Below are 25,867 nucleotides of genomic sequence, written 5' to 3' on the forward strand. Positions count from 1 at the left end.
TGATGAAGAAATACCGTTATCCCCTTCTGTTTCTGACGGTTTCGTTTTCGTTGATGTATTGTAAAACCAACAAACAAACCACCCAGCAAACTGTCTCCTCCTCCACGACCACGGCGGCCCCTGAGGAGAAACCAGCTGGAACTTCTGGAAAATCTCCTTTTGTACCGGCTTCTCAAACCATCGCCAAAATGCAGATCGAAGATGGTTTCGAAATTAAGCTGGTTGCATCTGAGCCGCTGGTCAGCGCGCCGGTGGCCATGCAGTTCGACGACAATGCCCGTATGTGGGTAGTCGAAATGACTGGTTATATGCCCGACACCATTGGTACAGGCGAAGATATTCCCAATGGCAACATCGTGATCCTTGATGACAAAAATCAGGACGGTGTGTACGATGACCGCCAGGTAGTGATCGATTCGCTCGTACTTCCGCGCGCTATTTGCCTGATCGAGAATGGAATACTTGTCGCGGAGCCTACCAACCTCTGGTTTTACGAGCTGAAAAACGACAAGGTTGTCAAAAAAACGCTGGTAGATCCCAAATACACCGAGGGCGGCAATGTGGAACACCAGCCCAACGGCCTGCTGCGCGCGATGGACAACTGGATCTATAATGCCAAATCCGACAAACGTTATCGTCGCGTTGGCGGAAAATGGCTCATCGAGCATACCCATTTCCGCGGTCAGTGGGGCATTTGCCAGGACAACTACGGCCGGCTTTATTATAACAACAATTCCCAGAACCTCCTGGGTGATTATTTCCCCGCGGGACTGGGTGCCTGGAATAAAAACCAGAAAGGTGTCGCCGGCTACAACGAGAAGTCCGTTGCCAATAACAAAGTATACCCGCTCCACCCGACCCCGGGTGTGAACCGTGGCTACATGAAAAACATTCTGGACGACAGCCTGCGCCTGAACGAATTTACAGCGGCTGCCGGACCCGTTATCTACCGCGGTGACCTGTTTGGCAAGAATTTCGATTTCAACGCATTCGTACCGGAACCGTCGGCGAACCTGATCAAACGCGATTTCCTGAATGAAAAAGGCTACGTGGTCAAAGGGGATATTGCTTACAAAGGCAAGGAGTTCCTTGCCAGCACCGACGAGCGTTTCCGTCCGGTAAGCCTTTATAATGCCCCCGACGGCAGCATGTTCGTACTCGACATGTACCGCGGTATTATCCAGCACAAAACCTATCTGACGCCCTATTTGAAAGACCAGATCGGCAAGCGCGACCTTACCCAACCGCTTTCGGCAGGCCGTATTTATAAGATCGTCCCGAAAGGTTCGCAACCCAAGCCGGTTATCATTCCGGACGGCGCTCAGGAATTGGTGAAGCTGCTCGGCCATCCCAACGGCTGGGTTCGCGACCGGGCGCAGCAAAAACTGATCGACGGAAAATACAACCAGACCATACCCGCATTGCGTGAGGCGATTAAACAAACTGCCAATCCCCTTTTTGCCATCCACGCATTGTGGACGCTCGAAGGCCTGAATTCCCTGAAACCCGAAGAGGCATTGAGCTGGATCCGGCAACCGGCCTGGACCTTCCGTGCGCAGGGGCTATACGCCTCGGCGTCGGTGATCACGCCTGGTTCGTACCAGCAATATGCAGCGGCATTTGACGGTATCGTTGATTCGGGCGATACGCTGGCAGCTCCATACATTGCATTGCTGTGCAAAAGCATCGAAAAATTTGACCAGAATGTGTCGCGTGGGCTGCTGAACAAGCTGGTGGTTAAATATCCCAACAACCGCTACGTGTCCGACGCAGTGATCAGCAACCTCCAAGATCAGGAAGAAATCTTCCAAGGGGCTATCTCAGCTTCAGTATCTGACCCGAATGCACTGATCAACAAACAATTGACCCGCGCCATAACGGCCATACGCAGCGCACAAGGTAACCGGAATCCCGAAATGCTGAAAAAAGAATTTCCCAAAGGCGAAGCATTGTTCACTTCTGTATGCCAGACCTGCCACGGTGCCGACGGCGGAGGCGTCAAGTCACTCGCTCCACCACTGAACCAGTCGGAATGGGTAACCGGCAATAAAGACAAACTGATCTCGATCGTCCTTTTCGGTCTCACGGGGCCAGTCAAGGTGAACGGACACGTATACCAAACACCCGAAGTGAGCGGCGACATGCCTGGCATCGGCTACGACAAGGACATGCCCAACGAAGACATCGCCCAGCTCCTGAGCTACATCCGCCGCTCCTGGCGCAACAATGCCGACAAAGTCACTACCGAAGAAGTCACCAAAGTCCGCACCAAACTGACAGGACGCGAAAAAGCGTTCACAGAGTCAGAATTGAACGGGATTTGATCGCTGAAAACGGTTCTGTTGATCGCCGCCCTCTCGCCGCTAATTGGCGGGCAGGGCGGCGATCAGATTTTGGCGCAGGAGTATTTCCAGCCGTTGCATATCGCTGCGCATTAAATCGATGCTATTCTTCTCAGGCTCTTCGCCCGGCTTTCGTGCCACTGCGGTCAGTTCGCTGATCGTAGTTTCCGGCTTCACAACGAGCAACTCATCTAGTGTCATCTGCCCGAACAGGTAGGCAACGAAACAAATCAGGCAGACATCCAGGGCCATAGCCAGGGGTCCCAACAGCCGCAACGACGGAGAAGATCTATTCCTTTCCCAATCCATATAAGTGCTCTGGGAAACACCGACGCGTTCGGCTACCATGCGCGTGCTCAATTTTCTCGCATCCCGGAGCGATCTCAGCTTTATTTCCATCTGCATACATCGAGAAGGCTTCCGCATTTCCATAATTCATAGAAATATCTGTACCAAATCTATCAAATGAATTGTCCAATTAGTGAACGGAAATTTACAGCAAATTGAACGATTTTTTCCAATTTCATTTCACTATATCTACATATAATTGCACAGGACAGATAAAAGTCAAATGACCTGATAATACCCACACTCCACCCCGCAGGTTATCAACCGATTTCGACATTATATTCAATACGTACCTGAAAACATGATGAGTCTTTTATCCGCTTTATCGCGCCGCGACAATGTCGTTGAGTCGGTCACCCATGTTGTAAAGCTCAACAATGTCCGTATTTCAACCGGCACAATCGAATCCGATCTTCAAAACCATCCCGATTATCCCGCCATGCTGGCGGTAAGCGATGTGCTCACCGCCTATCACATTAAAAATATTAGTATCAAAACCAGTATCGAAAAGCTGGGCCAAATGCCGACACCCTTTCTGGCGCCGGTATTTATTAAACCGAATGAAGAAAAACTGGTCGTCGTTCTCAATACTGACGAACATTCAATCGAATACATTCATCCTGAATCCCTAAAAAAAACCTCAGCGGACATTGCCGATTTCCAAAACAAATGGACATCGCGCACGCTAATGCTTATTGACGCCAGCGAAGCAAAACCGGAAAAGGATTATGATCGGAAAAAACGACAGGAAAAGACAGATTATTTTCAAAAATCTGCCCTGGTCCTTTCGCTTCCTGTCGTGACATTGGCCGCGTGCGGCGTTGCCGTCCTGACGCAGGGCTGGGAAATATCCTGGTTGCCGGTTGTTTTTACCTTACTTACGCTGGTCGGCCTCGTTACCTGCGGTTTACTGATCTGGTACGAGCTGGATCAATACAATCCGGTGGCGCAAAAGATATGCAAGGCCAGTAAAAAAGTGAACTGCAGCGCCGTCCTCAACTCAAAGGCAGCCCGTATCGGTGGCGTTGGCTGGTCTTCCATCGGCTTCGTTTACTTTGCGGGGAGTAACCTTTTACTCCTGCTCAACGGTCCGACCAGCCCGGCATCGCTCTCCGCGCTGACCTGGCTGAACGCCGTAGCGCTTCCCTACACGATTTTTTCGGTTTACTATCAATGGAAGGTAGCGAAACAATGGTGTATCCTGTGCCTGTCCGTCCAGGCTGTTCTGTTCCTGCAGGGAATTACGGCGCTGTACGGTGGCTGGCATATGACATTTCCGGTTCAAATGATCTGGACCATGCCGTTCCTGATGGTCGCCCTTGTGTCTTTCCTGCTTCCGGTACTGGCGCTTGCGTTTCTCATGCCAGCCTATCGTCAACTCAAAACCGGGAAGCGGGACAAAACAGAGCTGAACCGGCTAAAACACAGTTCACAAATTTTCGAAGCATTGCTTTCCCGCCAGAAAACAGTGACCGAAGACCCCTATGGCCTGGGAATCGAGCTGGGCAACCCTGCCGCGAAGCACAGGATCATCAAAGTATGCAATCCGTACTGCGGCCCCTGCGCCGAAGCGCACGCCCCGATGGAAGAACTCGTCCGGAACAATCCCGACGTAAGTGTCCGTATCATTTTCACGGCCTCTAATGCAGCCGGGGATGTGGCTGCCCAGCCTGTCAGACATTTTCTGGCAATCGGGGAAAAGTACGGCCGGGATACACTGCATCATGCCCTGGACGACTGGTATGCGGCACCTGACAAAGACTACGACAGGTTTGCCGCCCAATATGCGGTCAACGGAGAGCTTGCCAGGCAGGATCACAAGATCGATGCCATGAGTGCATGGTGCAATGCTACGAAGATATCGTTTACACCCACCTTTTTTGTGAACGGGCATCAGCTACCCGAAATCTACGGTGTAAGCGACCTAAAATATTTCCTTTCCGAGTAATTCGCGATCCGCCCGGGAGGCAATATTCTTTGCCGGGTGGCAAAGTCTCATTTCTTAATTCCAAATCTCAACCTTATGAAGAAATTAAAATTGGAAGACCTGCAATTCGATGACACTGAAATCCTGTCAAGGAGCCAGTTGAAAAACGTATTGGGAGGATCGGGAGGAGCCGTGTACTGTACAGCGCAGACTTTCAACTGCGCCGCTTCTTGCAGCTGCCCCAACGACGGCTCGAACATGTATCAATGCTGGTCCAACAACGATGTGGCCACCTGCATATGCGGCTACGCCAACGTGGTAACGACCCACCGGTGCTAAAAAGGCGTTGAGCAAACCAATCCGGTACCAGTTCCCGCGACGGTACCGGATCATGGCACTCAAGGTTAATACGCATTTCAAAACGCTTTCAAGGCATTATAAGTCTTTTGGAAGGACCTGCCCGCAAAGCCAAGCCGCAACGCAGTTTGCGGGTCATCTGAAATTCAGTAGCGACCAAAATATTTTCTTCCGGGTAATTCGCGATCCGCCCGGAAGGCAATATTCTTTACCGGTTGGTAAAGTCTCGATTCTCAACCCCAAATCACAATCGTATGAAGAAATTGAAATTGGAAGACCTGCACTTCGATGACGCTGAAATCCTGTCACGGAGCCAGTTGAAAAACGTACTGGGAGGATCCGGAGGCGCGGTGTATTGTACCGCTCAGGCCTTTAATTGCCCCAGTGTGTCATGCAGTTGTCCTGTCGACGGAACCAATATCTACAATTGCTCCGCGGGTACAGATTTCGTTACCTGCGTATGCGGTATTGCACCTACCGTCACTACGCATATGTGTTGATTTTCCTTTCAGATCAGATACCCTTCCAAGAGTGTCTGGTCTTCCCGCTGGGCATGCATCGCATTCCTAACCTGCATTCTCTTCCGGAAGTATCTACCAAAATGGATCTATGACAGCCATTCCCACCTACATTATTAATCTTTCCGACCGTCCCGACCGGCGCGCCCATGCACGGGAGCAGTTTGAAAGCCGCGCGGAATTCGACTATGTACTGGTCGATGCCGAACGCCATAAGATCGGGGCTGTGGGTCTTTGGAACACAATCAGGAGCATCATTTCTGAGGCTTGCGACCGCCATGACGATTATATTCTTATTTGTGAAGACGATCATCTTTTTACGGGGCATTATTCAAAAGATTTGCTTTTTGAATGCATTGAAGAAGCCCGGTTAGCGGAGGCGGATATTTTGCTGGGCGGCCTCAGTTCTGTCCACAGTCTTTTTAAAATATCCCGAAACCTGATATGGGCAGAGGGTTTTACGGGCGCACAATTCACCATCATTTTCAGAAAGTTTTTTAGACAAATACTGGAAATCAATTTTCTCGATTCCGACAGTGCTGATTTGAAACTATCCCAGGTCAGTCCCCATATCTATTCGGTTTATCCGTTCATTTCTATTCAGAAAGATTTTGGTTATTCCGATGTAACATTGGCTAATCATGTGGAGCGCCGTGTCGACAAACTTTTTGCGGATTGTTCCAATGCGATTCAATATGTCCTGGATAGCCAGGCCTTTTACGGGTTCAATACAAATCCGGCAACAATGCGTTTCGACGATATCGTTATTCCCGTGTATATCATCAACCTGCCTGAAAGAACAGATCGGCGGCAACATATTGAAAAGCAATTTATCGACAAAAAAGAATTCACTCCCGAATATATAAACGCGAGCAAACATTCCATTGGAGCGGTAGGCCTTTGGCAAAGCATCCGGCGGATTGTCGCGACAGCATTGGAAAACGACGAGTCGGTGATCATCATTTGTGAAGACGACCACGAATTTACCCCGGATTATCATCGGGACATGCTCATCGGCAACATCATCAGCGCCCACCGCCAGGGTTGCGATGTACTTTCGGCGGGGACAAGCGGCGGGTTCGGGCATGCGCTGCCCCTGGATACCCATCGCTACTGGGTAAACCACATCCTTTCAACACAGTTCATCGTGATCTACCGGAAATTTTTCCAGAAGATCCTCGATGCACCATTTGATGACACGGTGACTGCCGACAACTTCCTTTCCGAGCTCACCAGCAACAAAATGGTCATCTACCCATTCCTTTCAACCCAGAAAGATTTTGGTTATTCTGACGTCACGGCCGTTCATAACCAGCAGGAAGGACTGGTTTCCGGTATGTTTGCAGCAGCCGCAGGGCGGCTGGAAAAAATCAGACGACAATACAACCGTTTCCTGGCCCACCATCCGGTTTCAGAGAGCCGGGATTAAAAAACAGGGCATTGCATGTCACAAATTTGAGACATTGCTTTATCTTTGTCTTCACAACTATGAAAGACACCGAACAAAGCATTATCGAGGCCGCGATCCTGATCTTCAATGAAGACCTTTCCGCACCGCTTGAGAAAGTGGCCGATCAGGCGCAGGTAACCCGCAGAACCTTGCACCGGTATTTCAAAGACCGTAAGGAACTGATGGACAAATGCCAGAAAGAAATCCGGAAAGCTTGCGCGATTGCGATGTCCAATGCTTACTATGCCTCGGAAAATCCGCAGGAAAGGCTGGAAACGATGTTTTACGCTGGTCTCGACTGCGGTTCGAAAAACACTTTTTTGCATAAACTACACACACTCCACGACCATAAGCACCAGACGGCTAATGAAGAATGCTCGGAATACGACCACACCTTCGAGCTCTGGAAAGGGAACCTGCAAGTGCTGCTCACAAAAGGCATTATCAACCAGGGCATGACCGTTGACTGGATTCATAACTTCTTCCAGAGCGTGGTGGTGGTATTCATTAATTCACAGCAAAAAAGAGCGCTCAGTCGGTCGGAAGCGCGTGAGCTTGCGTGGTTTTCATTCAGTAAGGGAATTGGGATTTAAAATTTTTTGTTCAACCGTGTCTCATTTTTGAGACATTTATATATTTAAACATGCTCAACCACCAAAACTTCGACGTCGCCATCATCGGCGGCAGCTACGCCGGACTATCCGCTGCAATGACACTGGCCCGGGCTCGCAGGAACGTCGTCATGATCGATAGCGGCAAACCCTGCAACCGCCAGACACCCCATTCGCATAACCTCATCACACACGACGGTAAGACGCCAGCCGAAATTTCCGCGCTCGCACGTGAGCAGGTACTCGCCTACCCGACCGTGCATATGCGCACGGGACTGGTCACGCACGTACACGGAAGCGACGGGACATTTACCGTCACCACGAGCGATGAACAGACACTCCAAGCCAAAAAACTCATTTTCGCCACCGGTATCCGCGACATTATGCCCGACATTGCGGGCTTCGCCGAAAGCTGGGGCATCAGCGTGATCCATTGCCCCTACTGCCACGGTTACGAGTACAGCGACGCCCGCACCGGTGTGCTGACCAACGGCGAAATGGCGCTCGAATACGTGAAGCTGATCCGAAACTGGACTGCCGACCTGACGCTCTACACCAACGGCCCGGCGACATTCGACGAAATAGCCAGGGAGAAAATGCTGGCATTCGGCGCTGAAATCGTCGAGACACCAATCGTTTCATTGGATCACGAAGACGGATCCCTCAAAACTTTACATCTTGGCGATGGTTCTACCCGCACCGTTACCGCATTGTACCATCGCCCCGCATTTGTCCAGCATTCACTACTGCCCGAAGAATTGGGTTGCGCACTGACGCCGCAAGGATTTATCAAAGTCGATGAAGCCCAAAAAACGAACATACCCGGGATTTACGCCGCGGGCGATAACAGCGGCGCGTTCAGGGGGTTAACGGGAGCAATGGCATCCGGCACCATCGCCGGCGCCAGGCTCAATCATGAATTAATCAACGAAGCTTACTGATTTTGCAGGGGTAATGCGGTAGTTTTGTGCGAAGAGGCTGTCGGCCGTCGGCTGTCTGCTATCGAAATTCAATTGTTACTATTTATCTGAAATTCAAAAAAGTCGACTGCCGAAAGCCAATGATTCTCTTCAACACCACCGCCCCGATCGTTATCACCTGTTACAAACGCCTTTCCCAGTATCTCGAAAACGAGGTTACGTCGCTGGGGTTCCGGGTAGAAGAGACATTTGCAACGGGTGTACGGCTCAACGGGACGGTCAATGATTGCATCAGACTGAACCTTAACCTGTACTGCGCCAGCCAGGTGCTGTACAGCCTCGGCTCGTTCAGCGCAAGGCATCCGGACGACGTTTATCGCTTCCTTTCCAAAATGGAATGGGAGAATATCCTGGCCGAAGACGCCTATTTCTCGGTGACCAGTAACGTCATGACCGAAACCGTGAACAACAGCATGTTTGCCAACCTGCGTGTAAAGGACGCCATTGTGGACCGGTTGCGCGACAAGAAAGGCGTACGGCCATCGAGTGGCTCCGAGCTGAAAGGCGCTGTCGTGCACCTGTTCTGGAAAGACGATCGGGCCGAAATTTTCATCGATACCTCCGGAGAATCGGTTGCGCGGCATGGATACCGCAAAATCCCGGGTAAGGCTCCCATGCTCGAAGCACTGGCCTCGGCCACAATTGTAACCAGCCGCTGGGACCGTAATTCCGTATTCCTCAACCCGATGTGCGGCTCCGGAACGCTAGCCATCGAAGCAGCACTGATCGCCACCAACAGCCGTCCGGGTCTCTTCAGAGACAACTATTCTTTCATGCATTTGCTCGGCTACGATGAAGAGGTATATTACAAAGAGCAGGACAAACTGGAAGCGCAGATCATAGAAGTACCCGGATTACGGATCATCGCTACCGATCATGACGCAAACGCGATCACAAACGCCAAAAAGAATGCGATCGCCGCGGGCGTTGCCAATATGATTGAGTTCGATACCTGTGATTTTGCGGACACCGAAGTCCCGGGTGACAATAAGGGTGTCTTCTTCATCAATCCGGAGTATGGCGAGCGCCTCGGCGAGATCGGCGAACTTGAAGAAACTTATGCACGGATTGGTGATTTTATGAAACAGAAGTGTGGAGGATATTTCGGATATGTGTTCACCGGCAACCTCGACCTGGCCAAGAAAATCGGCCTGAAAGCCAAACGCAGGATCGAGTTTTATTCGGGCAGAATCGATTGCAGGCTGCTGGAATACGAACTTTACGAGGGTTCGAGAAAAGTTTGACGAAAATTGCTGGCATGGCATGCAAGGTTTGGCATAATATTTAAATAATACCAGACATAACCATTTAATTATTGTCATGAAACAATCACAAAGTTCGGGAACCATGCCGCAAGGCCAAGTCCAGAACCGGCCTGAAAACAAAGACAATCTGGATAGCAGGCATCGTGAAGAAGAAATGGTGAAAGGCAATCATATTACCAGCAACCAGAAACAACACAATAGCCTGGGAAAACAGCGAAGGTAGCGTTATAGCACCTTTTTAAATGGTTCCTAAGTGGAGACGAAGTCCGCATGAAACGAACATCCGGACTTCGTTTTTTTATGCCCCTACCATTCCCCTCGCAGCAACTTCACCGGCCCCAGCAAGCCTGAAGGCAACAACTGCCAGCTGTCGGGAATCGTGATATTCGTTTTTGTAAATCGCTGATCCTGAGGCTTTCCCCTGTCGCCCACCAACCTGTTCCGCCAGGTATTCACTACTTCTATTTCCAGATCATTATTTCCCAGTTTCAGCGCACCGGCCACCGAAACCCGGAACGGTGGTGTCCAGACGGTCCCTACTTCACGCCCATTGAGCCTGACGCGTGCAATACCCACATCTTTTACTTCCCCCAAATCGAGAAAAAGTGTTTTAAAATCAGGATTATCGTTTGAAATGTTGAAACGGATGCTGTACACCGCTTTTCCCGAATAGTGTTTGATCCCTTCTTCGGGGCGGTCCGTCCAGCTGACAAGCCCCTTGAACAATACTTCACCAGGCCCGCCCCATTTGGGATCGAAACGGACCTTCCAGGTACCCGTCAGCAAACCGGCTTCAGCAAGAACCAGGCTGTTGGTCTTCGCCTTCCCGGCAGCGAGGGTGTCCACCTGCTTGCGGAAAACCACGAAAACAGACCCGTAGGGATCCAGGTCCAGTGGGACAAACGTCCTTCCGTCCCGTTGGCTGAAAGCCTGAGCACCCATGCTTTCACCGGTAACGGCGTTCCACAACTCAGGCTGCCGGCCTGTCATGCGAAATGCAGCCATTATCTGCTTCGCGTCCTTGTTCTGGTTACTCACGAAATACCAGTCTGCATCGGTGTCGGCGCGATGGATGAAGTCGAAACTATCGCCTTCCTTCTTATCCATGGCCTGAAAATCAAGCGGCAACCCATTCAAACGCAGCACATCATAAGCTGTTTTACCCCAAACAATGCGGCCCTTGCCTGCCTTCTTTTCTCCCATAGCCTCGCTTACGTCACCCCAGAGCATTTCAGCCACTTTCCTAAACTCCGCCTCCTTTTGAGGATAACCCACCAGACTTGCAATCGACAGCGGCTTATTGCCGATCACCGTAGCTCCGGCGTTCACGAGCTCTTCCACCTTTTTCAATGCAGCATAGGAAAGCACCTGATGGTCCGGCAATGCCAGCACCTTGTATGAAACGCCATGAGGCAGTGTAATCAGGCCGTTTTTAAATTGCAGATCGAGCAGTTTGTCTTCGTTGATCAGGTCATAATCATATCCCGGCAACGCTTTCGCCGGATCATCGTCCTTGTAGCGGCCAATGTTGGGAATGTGGTCACCATAGTAATAAAGCACGTCGGAAACGGCTGTTCCGTGTTGCAGCATATAGTGGCACCTCGTGAGGTATTGGATAAAACCGGTCGAATAGTCCCACCATGTTACATTCGGGTTGAAATGCGTTCCGGCGAAGTATTCTTGCCCCGGGAGACCCATTTCTTTGGGGGAAGAAGTAAATGTATGTAAATAAATGAGGTTCAGTCCGGCACAGAATTCATGATCGGCGCTGGGCTTCATGTCGGCCCAGATCACATCATTCCAATGCGGGCCAATGGTCGTGAACGATTCGGCTCCAACCAGTTTTTTGTTGAAGATCTTTGCAGCGCTGGCCGCCTGTTTCACAAAAAAACGGTCAACCGGCTTGGAGCGGTGCGGCGAGGGAGACCAGAATTCGCTCATCATGATCTCGCTGTGGCTGTAATTTTTCAACCCTTCGAACGGACCGGCATGCGGGCCGGCCGATTCAGGCTGAATGCCCATTCCGTACTTGCGTGCATTGGCAGCGAACAGGCGGTAGTGGTGGTCGGAAATACAGTCACTGATCGTCTTCCGGAAATCGGACAGAAAGCGATTGCTCATTTCACGGTTTTCGACAATTCGGCCCGAGAGAACCGGCAAATAGGGCGTGAGATCATACCCCCGCCTTTTTTTAAACTCTTTCTCAAAACCGTCGGTCCAGTTCATCCCCCCGGCTTCAAAGCTGTCGGTCTGAAGATATTTCAATGTTTTGCCTGCCTTACTTCCGATCATGCGAAGCAGGGGCTCCACGTGGGTATTCCAGTACCGGTCGAAATGCTTTTCATTCATATAGTCGATCACCCTACCCTGCCATTTTCCGCTCGAAGTAGACACTTCCGAATGGGTTGTCGTATACCCGATACGGAGCACAGTCCAGTCGCCAGCCGGGGCGTTCCATTTCAACCTTCCGTTTTTGAAATTACTGCTGATATCCATGACTTGCGCGGCCATAGCATCTTCTTCGCCCGGCGTACCCGGAATGTCGGTCAGAAGCGGCCTCGTTTCCGGCACCGACCAGCCTACTTCCTTCGCAGCCGATTTGCTTTCAAAATCACGGATTGGCTTCCGGTCCGGCAGGCTTTTGAAGGGAAAAGCCAGCACGCGTATATCGCGGTAATATTCATCCCTTATTTTCGGCATAGGCAACTCCACAAGCACTTCCTTTCCTCCCTCTACCTTTGTTTCGGATACCGTTACCTGTTTGGCAGCTTCGTCGGGTGTAATATCAGGCCCACCCAGGTTCCAGCCACTTTGAATGCTCAACGACATCACAAGCCCGAGTCTGTCCGCTTCCTGAATGGCGTGCAGGTACAGTTCCCGCCACGCCGGCGAGCCAAACATCGGCCCTTCCGGCACCTGCGCATTACCACGTTGCTCGGCACCGCCCGCATCGAAAATGCAAGCCCCGCTGAACCCCTTGGCTTTCATCTCTTCGAGGTCTCTGGTAATCGTCTCCTTATTAGTATTGCCATTCAACCACCACCACCAGCAGCGGATGCCGTAACTGGCGGGCGGATTTCGGAACGTCGTTCCTGACAATTTATCCACCTGCTGGGCCATTGTAAGTTGCTGCAAGCCCAGGAACAGCAGCAGGAGTAACGGGTATCTTATGTTGCGCATAATCATATCGTTCTGTAACCGTAATTAAAAGCCGGTACGGCGGTTAACATACCGTCACCGACCCGATTGCCAGCAGTTTCGCCAACTTCTCTATTTTCGGACCGATATGTCCTACCCCCACTGCACAGTGATGAGCCGGGCCATGGTAATTCCAGTTTTCCATAAAACGTTTTGCGCCGATGGGGAAGCGGTAGCGGCTATTGGTATTGCCAATTTCCAGAATAGGCCCCGGTACCGACTCCCCCTCAGCCACAAGCAGGATCACCTTCCCGTCGACAGTTTCCACAACCGATAGTAAGGTCACAGGCCCGTGCGACACACTCATCTCAACCGAAAGCCCATTACCGACCTTTCCGTGATAGACATACAGCGGCTTCACTTTGGTTTTTCCTTCCGCAATGGCAATGTGTCCGGGGCCATCGTGGCCCATCAGCACCACATCATCCCGAAAATCCATGGCATAATATTCCGTGAATGAACCACCGGCTCCAAATGCGTCCATGATCTTCATGGCCTGTACATTCTTAATTTCATACTCTCCGGCTACGGGCACCCCCCGGGCCGTGAGCAGCGAGGTCCCCAATATCACCGAACTCATCGTGTTTTCATTCAGCGGATTGCCAGTGCCCTTGTGGTAGTACGCCAGCGAGCCCAGCTTGTGTATTTTCACCAGTTTGTCCAAAGCCACTGCGGTTCGCGCAGCTCTGACCAGTTCCTGCTCCGGGCAGTCCGGTTGGATATCAAAGGCATTTTCAAAAGTATCCAGCATGACTTGCACCTCGTTGTCAGAAACATTTTCGCACAGCGCGGAAAGTTCGTCGACCTCTATGATTTCCACATGACCACCGAAAGTCGCGCATTGCAGCGTGAGATTAGAGTAAATGTCGAGCATACCTCCATAATAATTCCCCATCACACCCAACCGGTTGTGGTACATGGTGTGCGCCACTTTTGCAGCCTCGATCCATTCCTGCACCTCATACCAGACGTCCGGATCATCATGCAATGTACCGGTGACCTGATAAAATGGAATGCCCGACCGGCGGAAAACGTTCGCAATTTCGGGAACCGGGCATGCGGAACAAAAAGCCAGCCATTCACCGGTCATGCGTGTGCGGTCGTTCAGGGCGTTAAACCATTGATAGTCGATCGACGGTTCAGGGGCCAGGTTCAGGACAATCACCGGAACTTTCGCGCGCGACACTACCGGCAGTACTGTCGATGACAGGGCATATGTCGTCACATACAAAAATATCAGATCCACATCCGCCTGCCGGAACTGATGGCCGGCGTCCAACGCTTTCTCCGGCGTATCGATCAGCCCCAGGTTGACGATCTCTGCTCCGTAACCGGCGAGACGCTCCTCCACCACGCTGACGTATCCCCGCAACCGCCCTTCGAGCCCCCCGAACTGGTCCCAGTAAGCCTCTAATCCGATACCAAACAATCCCACGCGCAAAGGGTATCCATTTTGTTTTTCCATATCAAAAAGTACAGGTTTGAATAAATTTGGCTAAAACAAAGGAGCCGCCTGACGCCGCTCAGCCCTTTTGCCATGCCGATACTCCGACAAAATATTCTTTAACTTTACAAAAGTAGGACAAAAAGAAGCCTCTGGTCAATGCAGGAATTGATCTGTCATTTGCACAAAGTGATATGAAACTATATCGAAAATATTTTAATGCTAACCAACCGGAAACGCAGGCCGGTACGGAACCAAACTGGGGCGTTTCGATCCGTAATGTCGGGCACAACACACACCCGGCTGGCAGAGCGTACCCCGACCCGCAACACCCGGACGGCTATCAATTCGACTGGCAGCATGGCAGGACCCTCAGGGAATTCCAGCTCGTTTACATTTCCCACGGCAATGGCATATTCGAATCGGCGCATGTGCCACCGACGCCGGTGAAGGCTGGCACTGCTTTTCTGCTCTATCCCGGGGTGTGGCACCGTTACAAGCCTGCCGCAGACACGGGCTGGGAAGAATTTTGGGTGGGTTTCGATGGAGATTACGCCGAATATCTCATGCAGCAGGACTGTTTTACGCCTCAAAACCCGCTGCTCGCAATCGGTTTCGACTCGGAACTGCTGAACGTGTTCATCCGGCTGGTTGACACATTGAAATACCAGGGCATTGCGCACCGGCAAATGGCTTCCTGCCTTGTGATCCAGCTGCTGGGGCTCGTGTACGCTTCGGCCCTGATGACCAACCGCACCCGCTCCGCAAAAGAGCGGATCGTTCACCAGATCCGGTTTCAGATTCATGAACAATGGGCAACCTCGTTGGAAATGCGACAGCTGGCGGCCATAAACGGAGTCGGGTACGTATGGTTCCGGAAAGCGTTCAAGGAGGTTACCGGCATCGCCCCGGGCCAGTACCACCTCGGGCTCAAAATCGACAAGGCTTGCCAAATGCTGCGGGAAACATCGCTTTCGGTGACCGAAGTAGCACTTCGCTCAGGTTTTGAATCGGAATTCTATTTCTCCCGCGTTTTCAAAAAGAAAATGCGGCTCACGCCCTCGGCCTATCGCGGGAATGCGAAGTAACGATCGGATCCAATTTTCCGGACGCTTCGTCGTTCCTATCCTGATTAACGACCAACACCTCTAAAACCGAACAAATGAAAGGATACCTGACAGGCCTTCTCCTCCTCTTGGGCGCGGTTTCTTGCGAATGGATCGGCAATACGCCGAGTTTCGGGGACGATTTCACTACCTACACCATCAAGGCGGGCAACCACGAGGTAGAACATAACCTGAATACTCCATTTACTTCTGGTTCGATGCGTTTTCAGGCTGTGTTTGACAGTAGCTGTATCTACCAGTCGGCCGTCCCCGAAAACCAGAACGATATCAACAAACTTTACGGCTTCTCCGATTGCAGCTCGCAACATCAGAGCAATAGCGCGCGTTTCGGCTGGAACTGGCGCGAAGGTGCACTACGTATTTACGCGTATATCTATGTAAACGGGATCCGCCAGGAACGTGAACTGGGCACGGCGGAACTCAATGAGCTCACCAGCTTCCGAATCGATACCCGCGAAAACACATACGTCTTCACTTACCGCGGAATAGAAACCGTGATGCCGCGCCATTGTTCCGGCGGAGTGGGGCTGGCCTACAAGCTGCTGCCCTATTTCGGCGGAGATGAGACGGCTCCTCACGATGTTCGGATCAAAATCAGGACTTTATAACATTCATGTAAACCGAAACCGATTCGGGGGGAACCACCAATCTTCCGGCATCGACGCGGTCGGGCATTGCCGAAGACCCATTCCAGAGCGGATCCGATGAGGCGATCAGCTTGAACCAGACCAGATGGTCAAATGGCAGAAGTACCTCCTGATTTGATTTTGAAAAATTGAGAATCCCTGTCAAATGCTGATTTGCCCCTACGCGTTGAATGAAAATCACCTCTTTCTCAGGAAAGGCTTCTGCCGATAGCCCGTCACGGTCACATTCGCGCAGAACATCCTCCCGTTTACGCAACCGGATCCAGCGCCGATAGTAACGCAGCATAGTGTGATGCGGCTCCTGCACAGGCAGCTCCCATTGCAAAGTGGAATTCCGGAAGGTCAAAGGAGACAACGGATCGGGCGCTTCACCCTCCGGATGAAAGGCTGCAAATTCATTTTTCCTACCCTTTCGCACCGCTTCCGCCAGTTCCTGATCGGTATGGCTTACGAAATACTGAAAAGGATTGGATTCACTCCATTCCTCTCCCATGAAAAGCAACGGAATAAACGGGCTAATGAAAACGGCACCTGCCAGCAGTTTTTGCATTTCAAAACTAACCAGCTGGCTCGTCCGTTCACCCAACATGCGGTTACCGATATGGTCGTGGTTTTGAGAAAAAACAATGAACTGATGCCCCGGAATGTCGTTGGCTTTCATCCCGAACTTCCTTTTCCGGTGATCGGAATAAATACCGTCGTGCACATAGGCGTCACGGAACGATTTGGCCAGCGATGTGACGGGATCGAAATCAGCATAATAGCCATTTTTTTCCTGACCGGAACTGACACGCAAGGCATGATGGAATTCATCGACCCATTGCGCGTCCATTCCATAACCGCCCACCGCAACCGGTTTTACAAAACGCGTGTCGTTCAGGTCCATTTCAACCATCAGGTGGTAAGAGCGGCCGGTTTCACGGGACAGGATGTCGGTCTGCGCCCGGATTTCCTGTAAAATATGTACAGGGCTGAAATCCTTGATCGCATGCACCGCATCCAACCGCAGTGCGTCAATGTGAAAGTCCCTGAACCACATCAATGCATTCTGCACAAAATAGTGACGTACAGCATCAGACCAGGCATCATCGAAATTAATAGCATCTCCCCAGGGCGTGTGATATTTATCGGTAAAATAGTGCCCGAACCGCCCAAGCACATTTCCCTCCGGACCCAGGTGGTTGTAAACCATATCGAGGATGACAGAGATCCCTCTCCGGTGGCAGGCGTCGACCAGGTGCTGCAATGCCGCCGGGCCGCCGTAGGAGTCCTGGACACTGTATGGAAAAACGCCGTCATAGCCCCAGTTACGTTTTCCGGCAAACTGCGAAACCGGCATAATTTCAATCGCATTCACACCCAGCTGTTCTAAATGGTCGAGTTTTTGCTCAATCCCCCCGAAAGTTCCTTCCAGTGTGAACGTGCCGGTGTGCAGCTCATAAATGATGTAGTCTTTCATCGGAATGCCCCGCCAGTCAATATCTGTCCAATGGAATTCACGTGGGTCAAATGCGCGGGAAGCGCCGTGTACGCCTTCTGGTTGATGCCTTGTTGCCGGGTCCGGAAAAGGGCCCTCGCCATCGAGTTGGAACGCGTATAAATCCCCTGGCTTCAATGCAAGTGTGTGGAGTGTCCGGAAGCCATATTCCCGTGCATCCAGGTCGAGCAGCTCACCTGACGATTTCAACTCCAGCGCGACCTTTTTCGCCTTTGGGGCCCATACCAACACACGAGCCCTCCCTTCGGCATCAAACGTGACACCGGGTTGCATGGCCATCAGATCGTTGTAGTTCATATCTTTTGTTCTTCCAATGTATGTTTAAAAACCACCACCGAATGGCTGTCGACAGTGAAAGACTCCCCGGGTTTCAGCACCTGCCCGTCATCGCTTACGCAGGCATCGGCAGTATCGATCACCTTACGCCATTCTCTGCCATACTTTTCCGGTGGTAATGTATATTCTACGGGTTCAAAGTGCGCATTGAAGATAATATAGAAGCTGTCGTCGTAGATAGGCTTGCCCTTGGGGTCCATGTGCCTGATCCCTTTGCCATTCAGGAAAATACCGAGCGATTTTGCAAAGTCGTGGTTCCAGTTTTCATCAGGCATTTCCTGGCCATCGGGCAGAAACCAGGCGATATCTTCCAGGCCGATACCTTTGATCGGCACGCCACGGAACCAGTGCCTCCTGCGGAATGACGGATGCGCTTTACAGAATGCGATGAGCTTTTGAGTGAATGTCAGGAGTTCGGTATCTGCCTGGTCCCAGTTAAGCCAGGAAATCTCATTGTCCTGGCAATACGCATTATTGTTCCCGTTTTGAGAACGCCCCCATTCGTCCCCGGCCACCAGCATCGGCACGCCCTGTGACAGGAAGAGTGTGGTGAGGAAATTCCGCTTTTGCCTGTTGCGCAGTTCGATAATGTCTTCGTCGTCAGTGGGCCCTTCTGCCCCGCAGTTCCACGAGCGGTTGTATCGCTCCCCGTCGTTGTTATCCTCTCCGTTCGCATCATTACGCTTATCATTATACGAAACCAGATCGTTCAGGGTAAATCCGTCATGCGCCGTGATGAAATTGATGCTTGCCGTCGGCCTCCGGTCTTCACCCTTATATAGATCCGAACTTCCCGTAAAACGTTCCGCAAACTCAGCGAGCATGCTATCGGCCCCGCGCCAGTAGTCGCGCATGCAGTCTCGATAGCGGCCATTCCATTCGGCCCAGCCGATGGGAAATTTGCCAACCTGATAGCCATCGGAACCGGTATCCCAGGGTTCGGCAATCAGCTTAACCTGTGAAATGACCGGATCCTGGTGAATGATATCAAAAAATGCGCTCAATCGGTCCACTTCATGCAGTTCGCGTGCCAGCGTCGAGGCCAGATCGAAACGGAAACCATCCACATGCATTTCCGTAATCCAGTAACGCAGGCTGTCCATAATAAGACGCAGCACATTAGGAAGCCTCGCATTCAATGTGTTACCGGTGCCCGTATAATCCATGTAGTACCTGCCGTCTACCAGCCTGTAATAGGCCATGTTATCGATGCCGCGGAAAGAAAGCGTAGGGCCCATCTGGTTGCCTTCGCCAGTGTGGTTGTAAACTACGTCCAGGATCACCTCTATCCCAGCCTTGTGCATTTCCTTGACCATATTCTTGAATTCAATAACCTGCTCACCCTGTGCGCCCGAACTGCTGTACCGTACATCGGGTGCCAGGAAACCAATGGAATTGTAGCCCCAGTAATTGGTGAGCCCTTTCTCCTGCAAATGCCGGTCGGATATGAAATGGTGAATAGGCATTAATTCGACTGCATTGATCCCCAGTTTTTTGAGATACGCTATACTTGCCGGATGCGCCATTCCTGCATAAGTGCCGCGGATCTCTTTCGGAATATCGGGATGCAGACAGGTAAACCCCTTCACGTGCGCTTCATAAATGATGATATCGTGGTACGGGATCCCGGGCGAAGCCACACCTTCCCAATCAAACAGATGGTCCACTACAACGGATTTTGGAATATAAGGTGCACTATCGAGTTCGCTGAAACTGAGGTCCTCCTCGGGGTCGCCGATCACATAACCGAAAAGTGCATCATGCCATTGAACCGTACCGGAAATCGCCTTGGCATAAGGGTCGATCAGCAATTTATTTGGATTGAAGCGCAATCCGACCATAGGTTCATAGGAGCCGTGAACACGATAACCGTAGAGCTGACCTGGTTTCAGGCCCGGTACATAAACATGCCACACGTGATGCGATACCTCCCTGATCTGAATTTTCACATGCTCCGAAGCGGCATCGGCACTTTCAAACAGGCATAGCTCCACGCCTGAGGCGCTTTCTGAATACAAAGCAAAATTGACTCCTTTTCCATCCCAGGTGGCGCCGAGCGGGTATGGCTCCCCCGGGTACACCCTGATGTTACTCCGTTTAGATTCATCGACGACTTTTTTATTGGCGATTTTTCTCATAGCTATTTTTTAAGATTCACGACACGTTTCTACCCGTGCAACTGGCATTCTGACTTCTGCCATCGGGCGTATTTACCGGGGAAACGTGTCATCGATGCAGCCTTGCGATACAAAATTATGCCAACGGACGCAACGCACTTCCGGGAAGAATTTCCCCAGTCGGGCCGAAAAATCGTGCTACCCGCAACTCAGTGCGGGTCAATCGCTGCGGCTCGGGCCGGGATCAGCTGCCGTGAAAATTGGTTATTCATCAGGCACTTCCGACGCGGTTGCGGATGAGTCGCTTTTTTTACATGAAATATGGACCATTCGACGACTTACTGGTATAATTTTTGTATAATTCCGGGAAACGCACACGGCAACACTCGTACACACACTTAGTTTTATTGATGTGTTCAAATGTCTACGTATATAGATCCTGGTGTTCGCATTCGTAGGAATCAATGCCCATATTACCCGAAACTATGATCCTCATTGTCGACGACAGGCCGGAAAATATCTTACCGCTGAAAAAAATCCTGGAACTACACCACTTTAAGACCGACACGGCGGAATCGGGTGAGGAAGCGTTGAAAAAAGTACTCAATACAACCTACTCGGTCATCATTCTCGACGTACAAATGCCCGGTATGGACGGCTTTGAGGTCGCAGAAGCCATAGCAGGTTTTGGCAAAGCACGGGATACGCCCATTATTTTCCTTTCGGCCGTCAATAAAGAAAAAAGATTTATTACCAAAGGTTACTCCTCCGGCGGAATCGACTATCTGACCAAGCCTGTGGACCCTGACATTCTGCTGCTGAAAGTCAAAACTTTTTACCGGCTGTTTGAACAACAACAGGAACTTAAACTGATACAGGAGTCGCTGCGCAATGAAATTGAAATCAAGAAAAGTGCGCAGGACGAACTCGCTACACGCATGCAGGAATTGCGGTTCATTCTGGAATCCCTTCCCCAGATCGCATTCACAATCCGCACCGACGGCAAGATCGAGTATGTGAACCAGCATTGGTTCCAGTATTCCACCAACGCGGAAACCTTCCCCGATACACACCCCGAAGACCATTTGTGTGACCAATGGCAGGAACATTTCTCCAACGGTGTGGAGTTTTCCGGCGAGACCCGTTTGAGGCATCTCGAAACAGAAGAATACAAATATTTTTTGCTGAAAATCATCCCCATATTGCAAAACGGAGCTATTGTTCGCTGGGTCGGCACATTTACGGACATTCACCAGCAAAAAATGGCCAATGAAGTATTGGAACATAAAGTAGAGGTGCGCACACGGGAACTGCTTGATAAAAACTCGGAACTGGAAACCACCAACCATGAATTGCAGCAATTTGCCTGGGTGGTATCGCACGACCTCAAAGAACCATTGCGTAAAATACAGACGTTCAGCCATTTAATTAAAGACAAATACCTAAACGGCAACGAAGAAGCCACTTCCTATCTCAACCGGTCGATCAGCTCTTCGGCCCGAATGTCGCGACTCATCAGCGACCTTCTGGATTACTCCCGGCTTTCGGTGACGGCAAATTTCCAACCCACGGACCTCAATGCACTGCTGGACGAATTGCTGGCGGACTTTGACGAAACGATCCGGGAAAAGAAAGCAGTCATCGAAAAACAAAAATTACCGGTAATCGATACGATTCCCAGTCAGATCCGCCAGGTTTTCCAGAATCTCATCAGCAATGCGCTGAAATTCTCACGTCCAGAGGTGCCGTCGGTGATCCGGATCAGCTATGAGATCACCGAATATAAGGAGCTGGAAGGTCCCGTATCGCCTGATGGCAGCTTTTGCAGGATTATCATCGGAGACAATGGTATCGGCTTCGACGAGAAGTTCCTGGACCGTATTTTTGTTATTTTCCAGCGTCTCAACAATATCAATACCTACGAAGGGACCGGCATAGGACTGGCCATCGCCAAAAAGATCATGGACAAACACAATGGACTGATCTCAGCCCGAAGTGCCGAAAACGAAGGTTCCGAGTTTGTACTCGTGCTGCCGCTCGTTCAGGAAGGTTCGTTAACACCCGTTAAAACAGAAAATTAGTGCGCCGCCGTTTATGAAGAAAGTCTCCAACTCTATCATCCAGCAGTTACAGATCGTATTTTCCTTCTCCATTCTGCTGCTGTTTTTCAGCTTACTGGCCTCTTATTACAGCACTCAGAAGCTCATCAACAACTCGGAGCTCGTGAACCATACCAATGAGGTTCTGATTGAGGCTGAAAGCATTATGTCCCATATGAAGGATGCCGAGACCGGGCAGCGCGGGTTTCTGGTAACCTCCGACCCTCAGTTTCTGGATCCGTATAATGGTGCCTACGAGAAAACGACCACGAGCTACAATAACCTGGTGGAACTGACGGCAGATAGCCCGTTGCAACAAAAAAACCTGCGCGAGGTGAAGGCATTGTACGAAGCGAAGTTTGGCCAGATGCAGAACATCATCGACATGGCCAGAAAGGACCCCAATTTTTTAGCGGATACCGATGCACGCCTTCGTGAAATGGTCCGTGGCAAAAAAATCATGGACGATCTCAGGCTCGCCACGGAACACATTAAGGAGGAAGAAAGCCAGATCCTCGTTACCCGTCTTGAACAACAGCAGATTTATATCAAATACACGCCCATTCTCCTGGTTGCGGCGGCCCTGATCTCGATCCTGATTACCATTTCTTCGTATCTGCGGATCAAGAACGATATGGACAAACGGATCGCTCAACAGCGGATCGATGAAGAAAAATACACGGAAACACTGCAGCGGATCGGTCACATCGAACAGGTTACGCAACAGGTGTCTTCGGGAGACTACTCGGCCAGGGCCCGGGATGACAGCGACGACGAGATCGGCAGGATCTCGTATGCCTTAAACAAGATGACCAGTTCACTCGAACAGACTTTTAACGAATTGAGTCTTCAGAACTGGTTGCAGGCAGGCGAAGTACAGGTCAACGACGCGATACGTGGCGAACGGGTGCTCAAAAAGCTGTCTTCCAATCTCATTAATACCCTCACCAGCTACGCCGGCGCACAGCTGGGTACTATTTACATCCTGAACAACAACTGGCATTTCAACCTCACTGGCAGCTTTGCAACCCAAAATGCCCCTGAAAAATTGATCGCGGGCCAGGGACTGGCCGGCCAGGTAATCGAAAGTAAGAAAACATTGCTTGTTCGTGATATCCCGGAAAACTACCTGAAAGTCACATCCAGCCTCGGTGACGCCAACCCGGCGGCCATCGCGATCCTGCCGCTTGTTTATTCTTACGAATGTATCGGGGTGATAGAGCTGGGTTTCCTTAAAACACCTGACGATCTGACGATGAAGTTCCTGGAAGACAACCTGGAAACAATAGCCAGCGGAATAAATTCGGCTTTGGATTACGTAAAACTTCAGAATTTCCTCGAAGAAACCCAGGCACAGTCGGAAGAGCTTCAGACACAGCACAACGAGCTAGAAAACCTGAATGCCGAACTGGAAGCCCAGTCACAGAAATTGCAGGCCTCGGAGGAAGAGCTGCGGGTGCAGCAGGAAGAGTTGCAGCAAACCAACGAAGAATTGGAAGAGCGAAGCGGGCTCCTTGAAGAGAAGAATCTCGAAATCCTCAAGAAGGCGGAAGAGCTCGAACTGACGACCCGTTACAAATCCGAATTCCTGGCGAATATGTCGCATGAATTGCGCACACCTTTGAACTCGATCTTACTGCTGAGCCGGCTGCTGTCCGAAAACGATGAAAGGAATCTGACCAGCGAACAGATCGAATATGCGACGGTCATTCAATCGTCCGGCAACGGATTGCTGGGACTGATCGACGAGATCCTGGATCTCTCCAAAATCGAGGCGGGCAAAATGGACCTGGACTACGTCACGGTTTCCATTAAAGAAATCAGCGAGGACATGAAGGGACTCTTCGCACCGGTGGCCCGTGAAAAAGGGCTTAATTTCTCCGTCAACGTTGAAAACGGCGTGCCGCCGGTTATTGAAACGGACAAGATGCGAATGGAACAAATCCTGAAAAACCTGGTTTCCAATGCATTGAAATTCACTTCACAGGGGTCTGTAGACATCACGATCCGGCTCCAGGAGGGTAATGATAAAATGCTCTGCTTTTCCGTACGTGATACCGGCATTGGTGTAGCACCCGAGAAGCAACACCATATTTTTGAAGCATTCCAGCAGGCCGACGGATCTACCAAACGCAAGTATGGCGGTACCGGCCTTGGGCTTTCCATCAGCCGCGAACTGGCCAAATTGCTTGGCGGAGAAATATCCCTGACGAGTGTCGTAGGTCAGGGCAGTGAGTTCACGTTGTTCATTCCATTGCGGCAGTCGTACGGGTTGACAGAACCTGATACCGGAAACTTTTTCGGCAATCACCACGAGGAAATGTCACCGAAAAGCGCCCCTAAAACCGAAAATCAGTTCGTCAGTGCCATTATACCCGAAAGTATCGCCGACGACCGCGCTACGATCAGCGACCGGGAGAAAACAATTCTGATCGTCGAAGACGATACTTTTTTCGCCAAATCACTGCTCGATTACACCCGTCGGCAGGGCTACAAGGGTATTGTGGCAGTTCGAGGCGATGAGGGGCTGGAACTGGCAAAGACCTTTAAACCCATGGGCATTCTGCTGGACATCCAGCTACCGGTCGTCAGTGGGTGGGAAGTGATGGACCAGCTCAAAAAAGATCCTGAAACCCGGCATATTCCCGTACACATTATGTCGTCGCACCGGATGAAAAATGAAAGTCTGATGAAAGGTGCCGTGGACTTTATCGATAAGCCGGTGGCCGTCGAGCGGATGGATGAAGTCTTTAAAAAAATCGAATATGTGATCAGCAAAAAATCTAAAAAAGTGCTGATCGTGGAAGATAATTCTATGCATGCCAAGGCATTGGCTTATTACCTGGGCACTTTCGACATCAATTCAGAGTTGAAAAGCGACATCGATGAAGGCATCCACGCATTGACCGCCAACGAAGCCGATTGCGTGATCCTCGATATGGGTATCCCCGACAAAAAAGCCTATGATATGCTCGAAGAGGCTAAGAAAAACCCGGGCTTCGAACATATTCCGATCATTATCTTTACCGGAAAGAGCCTTTCGATGACGGAAGAACTCCGGATTAAGCAGTACGCGGATTCGATCATTGTAAAAACCGCCCATTCTTATCAGCGGATGCTCGATGAAGTCTCCCTTTTCCTGCACGTGGTGGAGGAAAACAAGAAGTCGGGCAGGCAGAATGGCGAGCCTCGGAAACTGGGCGGCCTGGGAGAAATTCTGAACAACAAAACCGTCCTGATCGCCGATGACGACGTCAGAAACATTTTCTCACTTTCCAAGTCATTGGAAAACTACAAAATGAACGTGATCACTGCCCTCGACGGCAAGGAAGCACTTCAGAAACTGCAAGATACCCCACACGTGGACGTAGTGCTGCTCGACATGATGATGCCGCAGATGGACGGGTATGAAACTGCCAAGCGCATCCGCGAAAATCCCCGTTGGCGCAACTTGCCTGTCATTGCCGTCACCGCCAAAGCGATGACCGGTGACCGGGAAAAATGCATCAATGCGGGAGCTTCTGATTATATTACCAAACCCGTCGATATCGACCAGCTGATGTCGCTGCTGCGGGTGTGGCTTTACGAAAAATCCTGACCCTC

At 50.9% G+C, this 25,867-nt stretch carries 18 protein-coding genes; 13 read left to right on the top strand and 5 right to left on the bottom strand.

Translation table 11 applies throughout. The features are described from left to right. Nucleotides 1-2 precede the first annotated feature (2 nt). Entirely contained in the window at nt 3-2,324 is a 2,322-nt protein-coding gene (locus tag BP71_RS19225) for a DUF7133 domain-containing protein (protein WP_496382145.1), read from the top strand. A 39-nt stretch (nt 2,325-2,363) separates the two neighbouring features. On the opposite strand, the gene BP71_RS19230 is transcribed toward BP71_RS19225, so the two are convergent. Beyond that, on the bottom strand, nt 2,364-2,747 hold the full coding sequence (locus BP71_RS19230) for a helix-turn-helix transcriptional regulator (protein ID WP_496382147.1): 384 nt from the start codon (nt 2,745-2,747) through the stop codon (nt 2,364-2,366). Between the two features lie 244 nt (nt 2,748-2,991). On the opposite strand from BP71_RS19230, the gene BP71_RS19235 reads away from it, so the two are divergent. The 8 genes from BP71_RS19235 (at nt 2,992) to BP71_RS19270 (ending at nt 10,021) form a co-directional block, all read left to right on the top strand. Further along, complete coding sequence (locus BP71_RS19235; RefSeq protein ID WP_496382149.1) at nt 2,992-4,638, top strand: vitamin K epoxide reductase family protein; 1,647 nt, start codon at nt 2,992-2,994, stop codon at nt 4,636-4,638. A gap of 75 nt (nt 4,639-4,713) precedes the next feature. Further along, entirely contained in the window at nt 4,714-4,956 is a 243-nt protein-coding gene (locus BP71_RS19240; RefSeq protein ID WP_496382151.1) for a hypothetical protein, read from the top strand. 272 nt (nt 4,957-5,228) lie between these two features. Continuing rightward, nucleotides 5,229-5,474: a hypothetical protein gene (locus tag BP71_RS19245; protein WP_496382153.1), complete on the top strand. Its 246-nt coding sequence runs from the start codon at nt 5,229-5,231 to the stop codon at nt 5,472-5,474. A 109-nt stretch (nt 5,475-5,583) separates the two neighbouring features. Continuing rightward, entirely contained in the window at nt 5,584-6,921 is a 1,338-nt protein-coding gene (locus BP71_RS19250; RefSeq protein WP_496382155.1) for a hypothetical protein, read from the top strand. A gap of 59 nt (nt 6,922-6,980) precedes the next feature. After that, the gene (locus tag BP71_RS19255; RefSeq protein ID WP_496382157.1) at nt 6,981-7,535 is read left to right on the top strand and encodes a TetR/AcrR family transcriptional regulator; all 555 of its coding nucleotides are present in this window, start codon (nt 6,981-6,983) and stop codon (nt 7,533-7,535) included. Between the two features lie 50 nt (nt 7,536-7,585). Beyond that, nucleotides 7,586-8,494 carry an NAD(P)/FAD-dependent oxidoreductase gene (locus BP71_RS19260; RefSeq protein ID WP_496382159.1) on the top strand — a complete coding sequence of 303 codons (909 nt, stop codon included), beginning with the start codon at nt 7,586-7,588 and terminating at the stop codon, nt 8,492-8,494. Nucleotides 8,495-8,613: 119 nt separating this feature from the next. Next, on the top strand, nt 8,614-9,777 hold the full coding sequence (locus BP71_RS19265; protein WP_496382161.1) for a THUMP domain-containing class I SAM-dependent RNA methyltransferase: 1,164 nt from the start codon (nt 8,614-8,616) through the stop codon (nt 9,775-9,777). 76 nt (nt 9,778-9,853) lie between these two features. Continuing rightward, complete coding sequence (locus BP71_RS19270; protein WP_295922522.1) at nt 9,854-10,021, top strand: hypothetical protein; 168 nt, start codon at nt 9,854-9,856, stop codon at nt 10,019-10,021. Between the two features lie 83 nt (nt 10,022-10,104). On the opposite strand, the gene BP71_RS19275 is transcribed toward BP71_RS19270, so the two are convergent. Both BP71_RS19275 and BP71_RS19280 read right to left on the bottom strand, forming a co-directional pair. Then, complete coding sequence (locus tag BP71_RS19275) at nt 10,105-12,978, bottom strand: glycosyl hydrolase (RefSeq protein WP_496382163.1); 2,874 nt, start codon at nt 12,976-12,978, stop codon at nt 10,105-10,107. A 43-nt stretch (nt 12,979-13,021) separates the two neighbouring features. Beyond that, a complete protein-coding gene (locus BP71_RS19280) occupies nt 13,022-14,461 on the bottom strand; it encodes an arabinose isomerase (protein WP_496382165.1) in 1,440 nt (479 codons plus the stop codon). 173 nt (nt 14,462-14,634) lie between these two features. Here BP71_RS19280 and BP71_RS19285 point away from each other — a divergent pair, with 173 nt between their 5' ends. Together BP71_RS19285 and BP71_RS19290 are read left to right on the top strand one after the other, a co-directional pair. Then, on the top strand, nt 14,635-15,528 hold the full coding sequence (locus BP71_RS19285; RefSeq protein ID WP_496382167.1) for a helix-turn-helix domain-containing protein: 894 nt from the start codon (nt 14,635-14,637) through the stop codon (nt 15,526-15,528). A gap of 74 nt (nt 15,529-15,602) precedes the next feature. Continuing rightward, entirely contained in the window at nt 15,603-16,175 is a 573-nt protein-coding gene (locus BP71_RS19290; protein WP_496382169.1) for a hypothetical protein, read from the top strand. Here the strand turns inward: BP71_RS19290 and treZ are convergent. Both treZ and glgX read right to left on the bottom strand, forming a co-directional pair. Beyond that, nucleotides 16,162-18,009 carry a malto-oligosyltrehalose trehalohydrolase gene (gene treZ, locus BP71_RS19295; protein WP_496382170.1) on the bottom strand — a complete coding sequence of 616 codons (1,848 nt, stop codon included), beginning with the start codon at nt 18,007-18,009 and terminating at the stop codon, nt 16,162-16,164. The genes BP71_RS19290 and treZ overlap by 14 nt on opposite strands. After that, on the bottom strand, nt 18,006-20,186 hold the full coding sequence (gene glgX / locus BP71_RS19300; protein ID WP_496382172.1) for a glycogen debranching protein GlgX: 2,181 nt from the start codon (nt 20,184-20,186) through the stop codon (nt 18,006-18,008). The genes treZ and glgX overlap by 4 nt, the downstream gene beginning before the upstream one ends. A 464-nt stretch (nt 20,187-20,650) precedes the next feature. Here glgX and BP71_RS19305 point away from each other — a divergent pair, with 464 nt between their 5' ends. Together BP71_RS19305 and BP71_RS19310 are read left to right on the top strand one after the other, a co-directional pair. Further along, on the top strand, nt 20,651-22,246 hold the full coding sequence (locus BP71_RS19305; protein WP_496383129.1) for a hybrid sensor histidine kinase/response regulator: 1,596 nt from the start codon (nt 20,651-20,653) through the stop codon (nt 22,244-22,246). Nucleotides 22,247-22,259: 13 nt separating this feature from the next. Further along, complete coding sequence (locus BP71_RS19310; RefSeq protein ID WP_496382174.1) at nt 22,260-25,862, top strand: response regulator; 3,603 nt, start codon at nt 22,260-22,262, stop codon at nt 25,860-25,862. Nucleotides 25,863-25,867 lie beyond the last annotated feature (5 nt).

It is taken from the genome of Dyadobacter ginsengisoli DSM 21015, assembly GCF_059568735.1.

Excerpts from the sequence above, each read along its gene's own strand:
- BP71_RS19255 (WP_496382157.1), top strand. The coding sequence starts at position 6,981 with ATGAAAGACACCGAACAAAGCATTATCGAGGCCGCGATCCTGATCTTC.
- BP71_RS19240 (WP_496382151.1), top strand. The coding sequence starts at position 4,714 with ATGAAGAAATTAAAATTGGAAGACCTGCAATTCGATGACACTGAAATC.
- BP71_RS19285 (WP_496382167.1), top strand. The coding sequence starts at position 14,635 with ATGAAACTATATCGAAAATATTTTAATGCTAACCAACCGGAAACGCAG.
- BP71_RS19225 (WP_496382145.1), top strand. The coding sequence starts at position 3 with ATGAAGAAATACCGTTATCCCCTTCTGTTTCTGACGGTTTCGTTTTCG.
- BP71_RS19260 (WP_496382159.1), top strand. The coding sequence starts at position 7,586 with ATGCTCAACCACCAAAACTTCGACGTCGCCATCATCGGCGGCAGCTAC.
- BP71_RS19250 (WP_496382155.1), top strand. The coding sequence starts at position 5,584 with ATGACAGCCATTCCCACCTACATTATTAATCTTTCCGACCGTCCCGAC.
- BP71_RS19265 (WP_496382161.1), top strand. The coding sequence starts at position 8,614 with ATGATTCTCTTCAACACCACCGCCCCGATCGTTATCACCTGTTACAAA.
- glgX (WP_496382172.1), bottom strand. The coding sequence starts at position 20,186 with ATGAGAAAAATCGCCAATAAAAAAGTCGTCGATGAATCTAAACGGAGT.
- BP71_RS19310 (WP_496382174.1), top strand. The coding sequence starts at position 22,260 with ATGAAGAAAGTCTCCAACTCTATCATCCAGCAGTTACAGATCGTATTT.
- BP71_RS19245 (WP_496382153.1), top strand. The coding sequence starts at position 5,229 with ATGAAGAAATTGAAATTGGAAGACCTGCACTTCGATGACGCTGAAATC.
- treZ (WP_496382170.1), bottom strand. The coding sequence starts at position 18,009 with ATGAACTACAACGATCTGATGGCCATGCAACCCGGTGTCACGTTTGAT.
- BP71_RS19290 (WP_496382169.1), top strand. The coding sequence starts at position 15,603 with ATGAAAGGATACCTGACAGGCCTTCTCCTCCTCTTGGGCGCGGTTTCT.
- BP71_RS19270 (WP_295922522.1), top strand. The coding sequence starts at position 9,854 with ATGAAACAATCACAAAGTTCGGGAACCATGCCGCAAGGCCAAGTCCAG.
- BP71_RS19280 (WP_496382165.1), bottom strand. The coding sequence starts at position 14,461 with ATGGAAAAACAAAATGGATACCCTTTGCGCGTGGGATTGTTTGGTATC.
- BP71_RS19305 (WP_496383129.1), top strand. The coding sequence starts at position 20,651 with ATGATCCTCATTGTCGACGACAGGCCGGAAAATATCTTACCGCTGAAA.
- BP71_RS19275 (WP_496382163.1), bottom strand. The coding sequence starts at position 12,978 with ATGCGCAACATAAGATACCCGTTACTCCTGCTGCTGTTCCTGGGCTTG.
- BP71_RS19230 (WP_496382147.1), bottom strand. The coding sequence starts at position 2,747 with ATGCAGATGGAAATAAAGCTGAGATCGCTCCGGGATGCGAGAAAATTG.
- BP71_RS19235 (WP_496382149.1), top strand. The coding sequence starts at position 2,992 with ATGATGAGTCTTTTATCCGCTTTATCGCGCCGCGACAATGTCGTTGAG.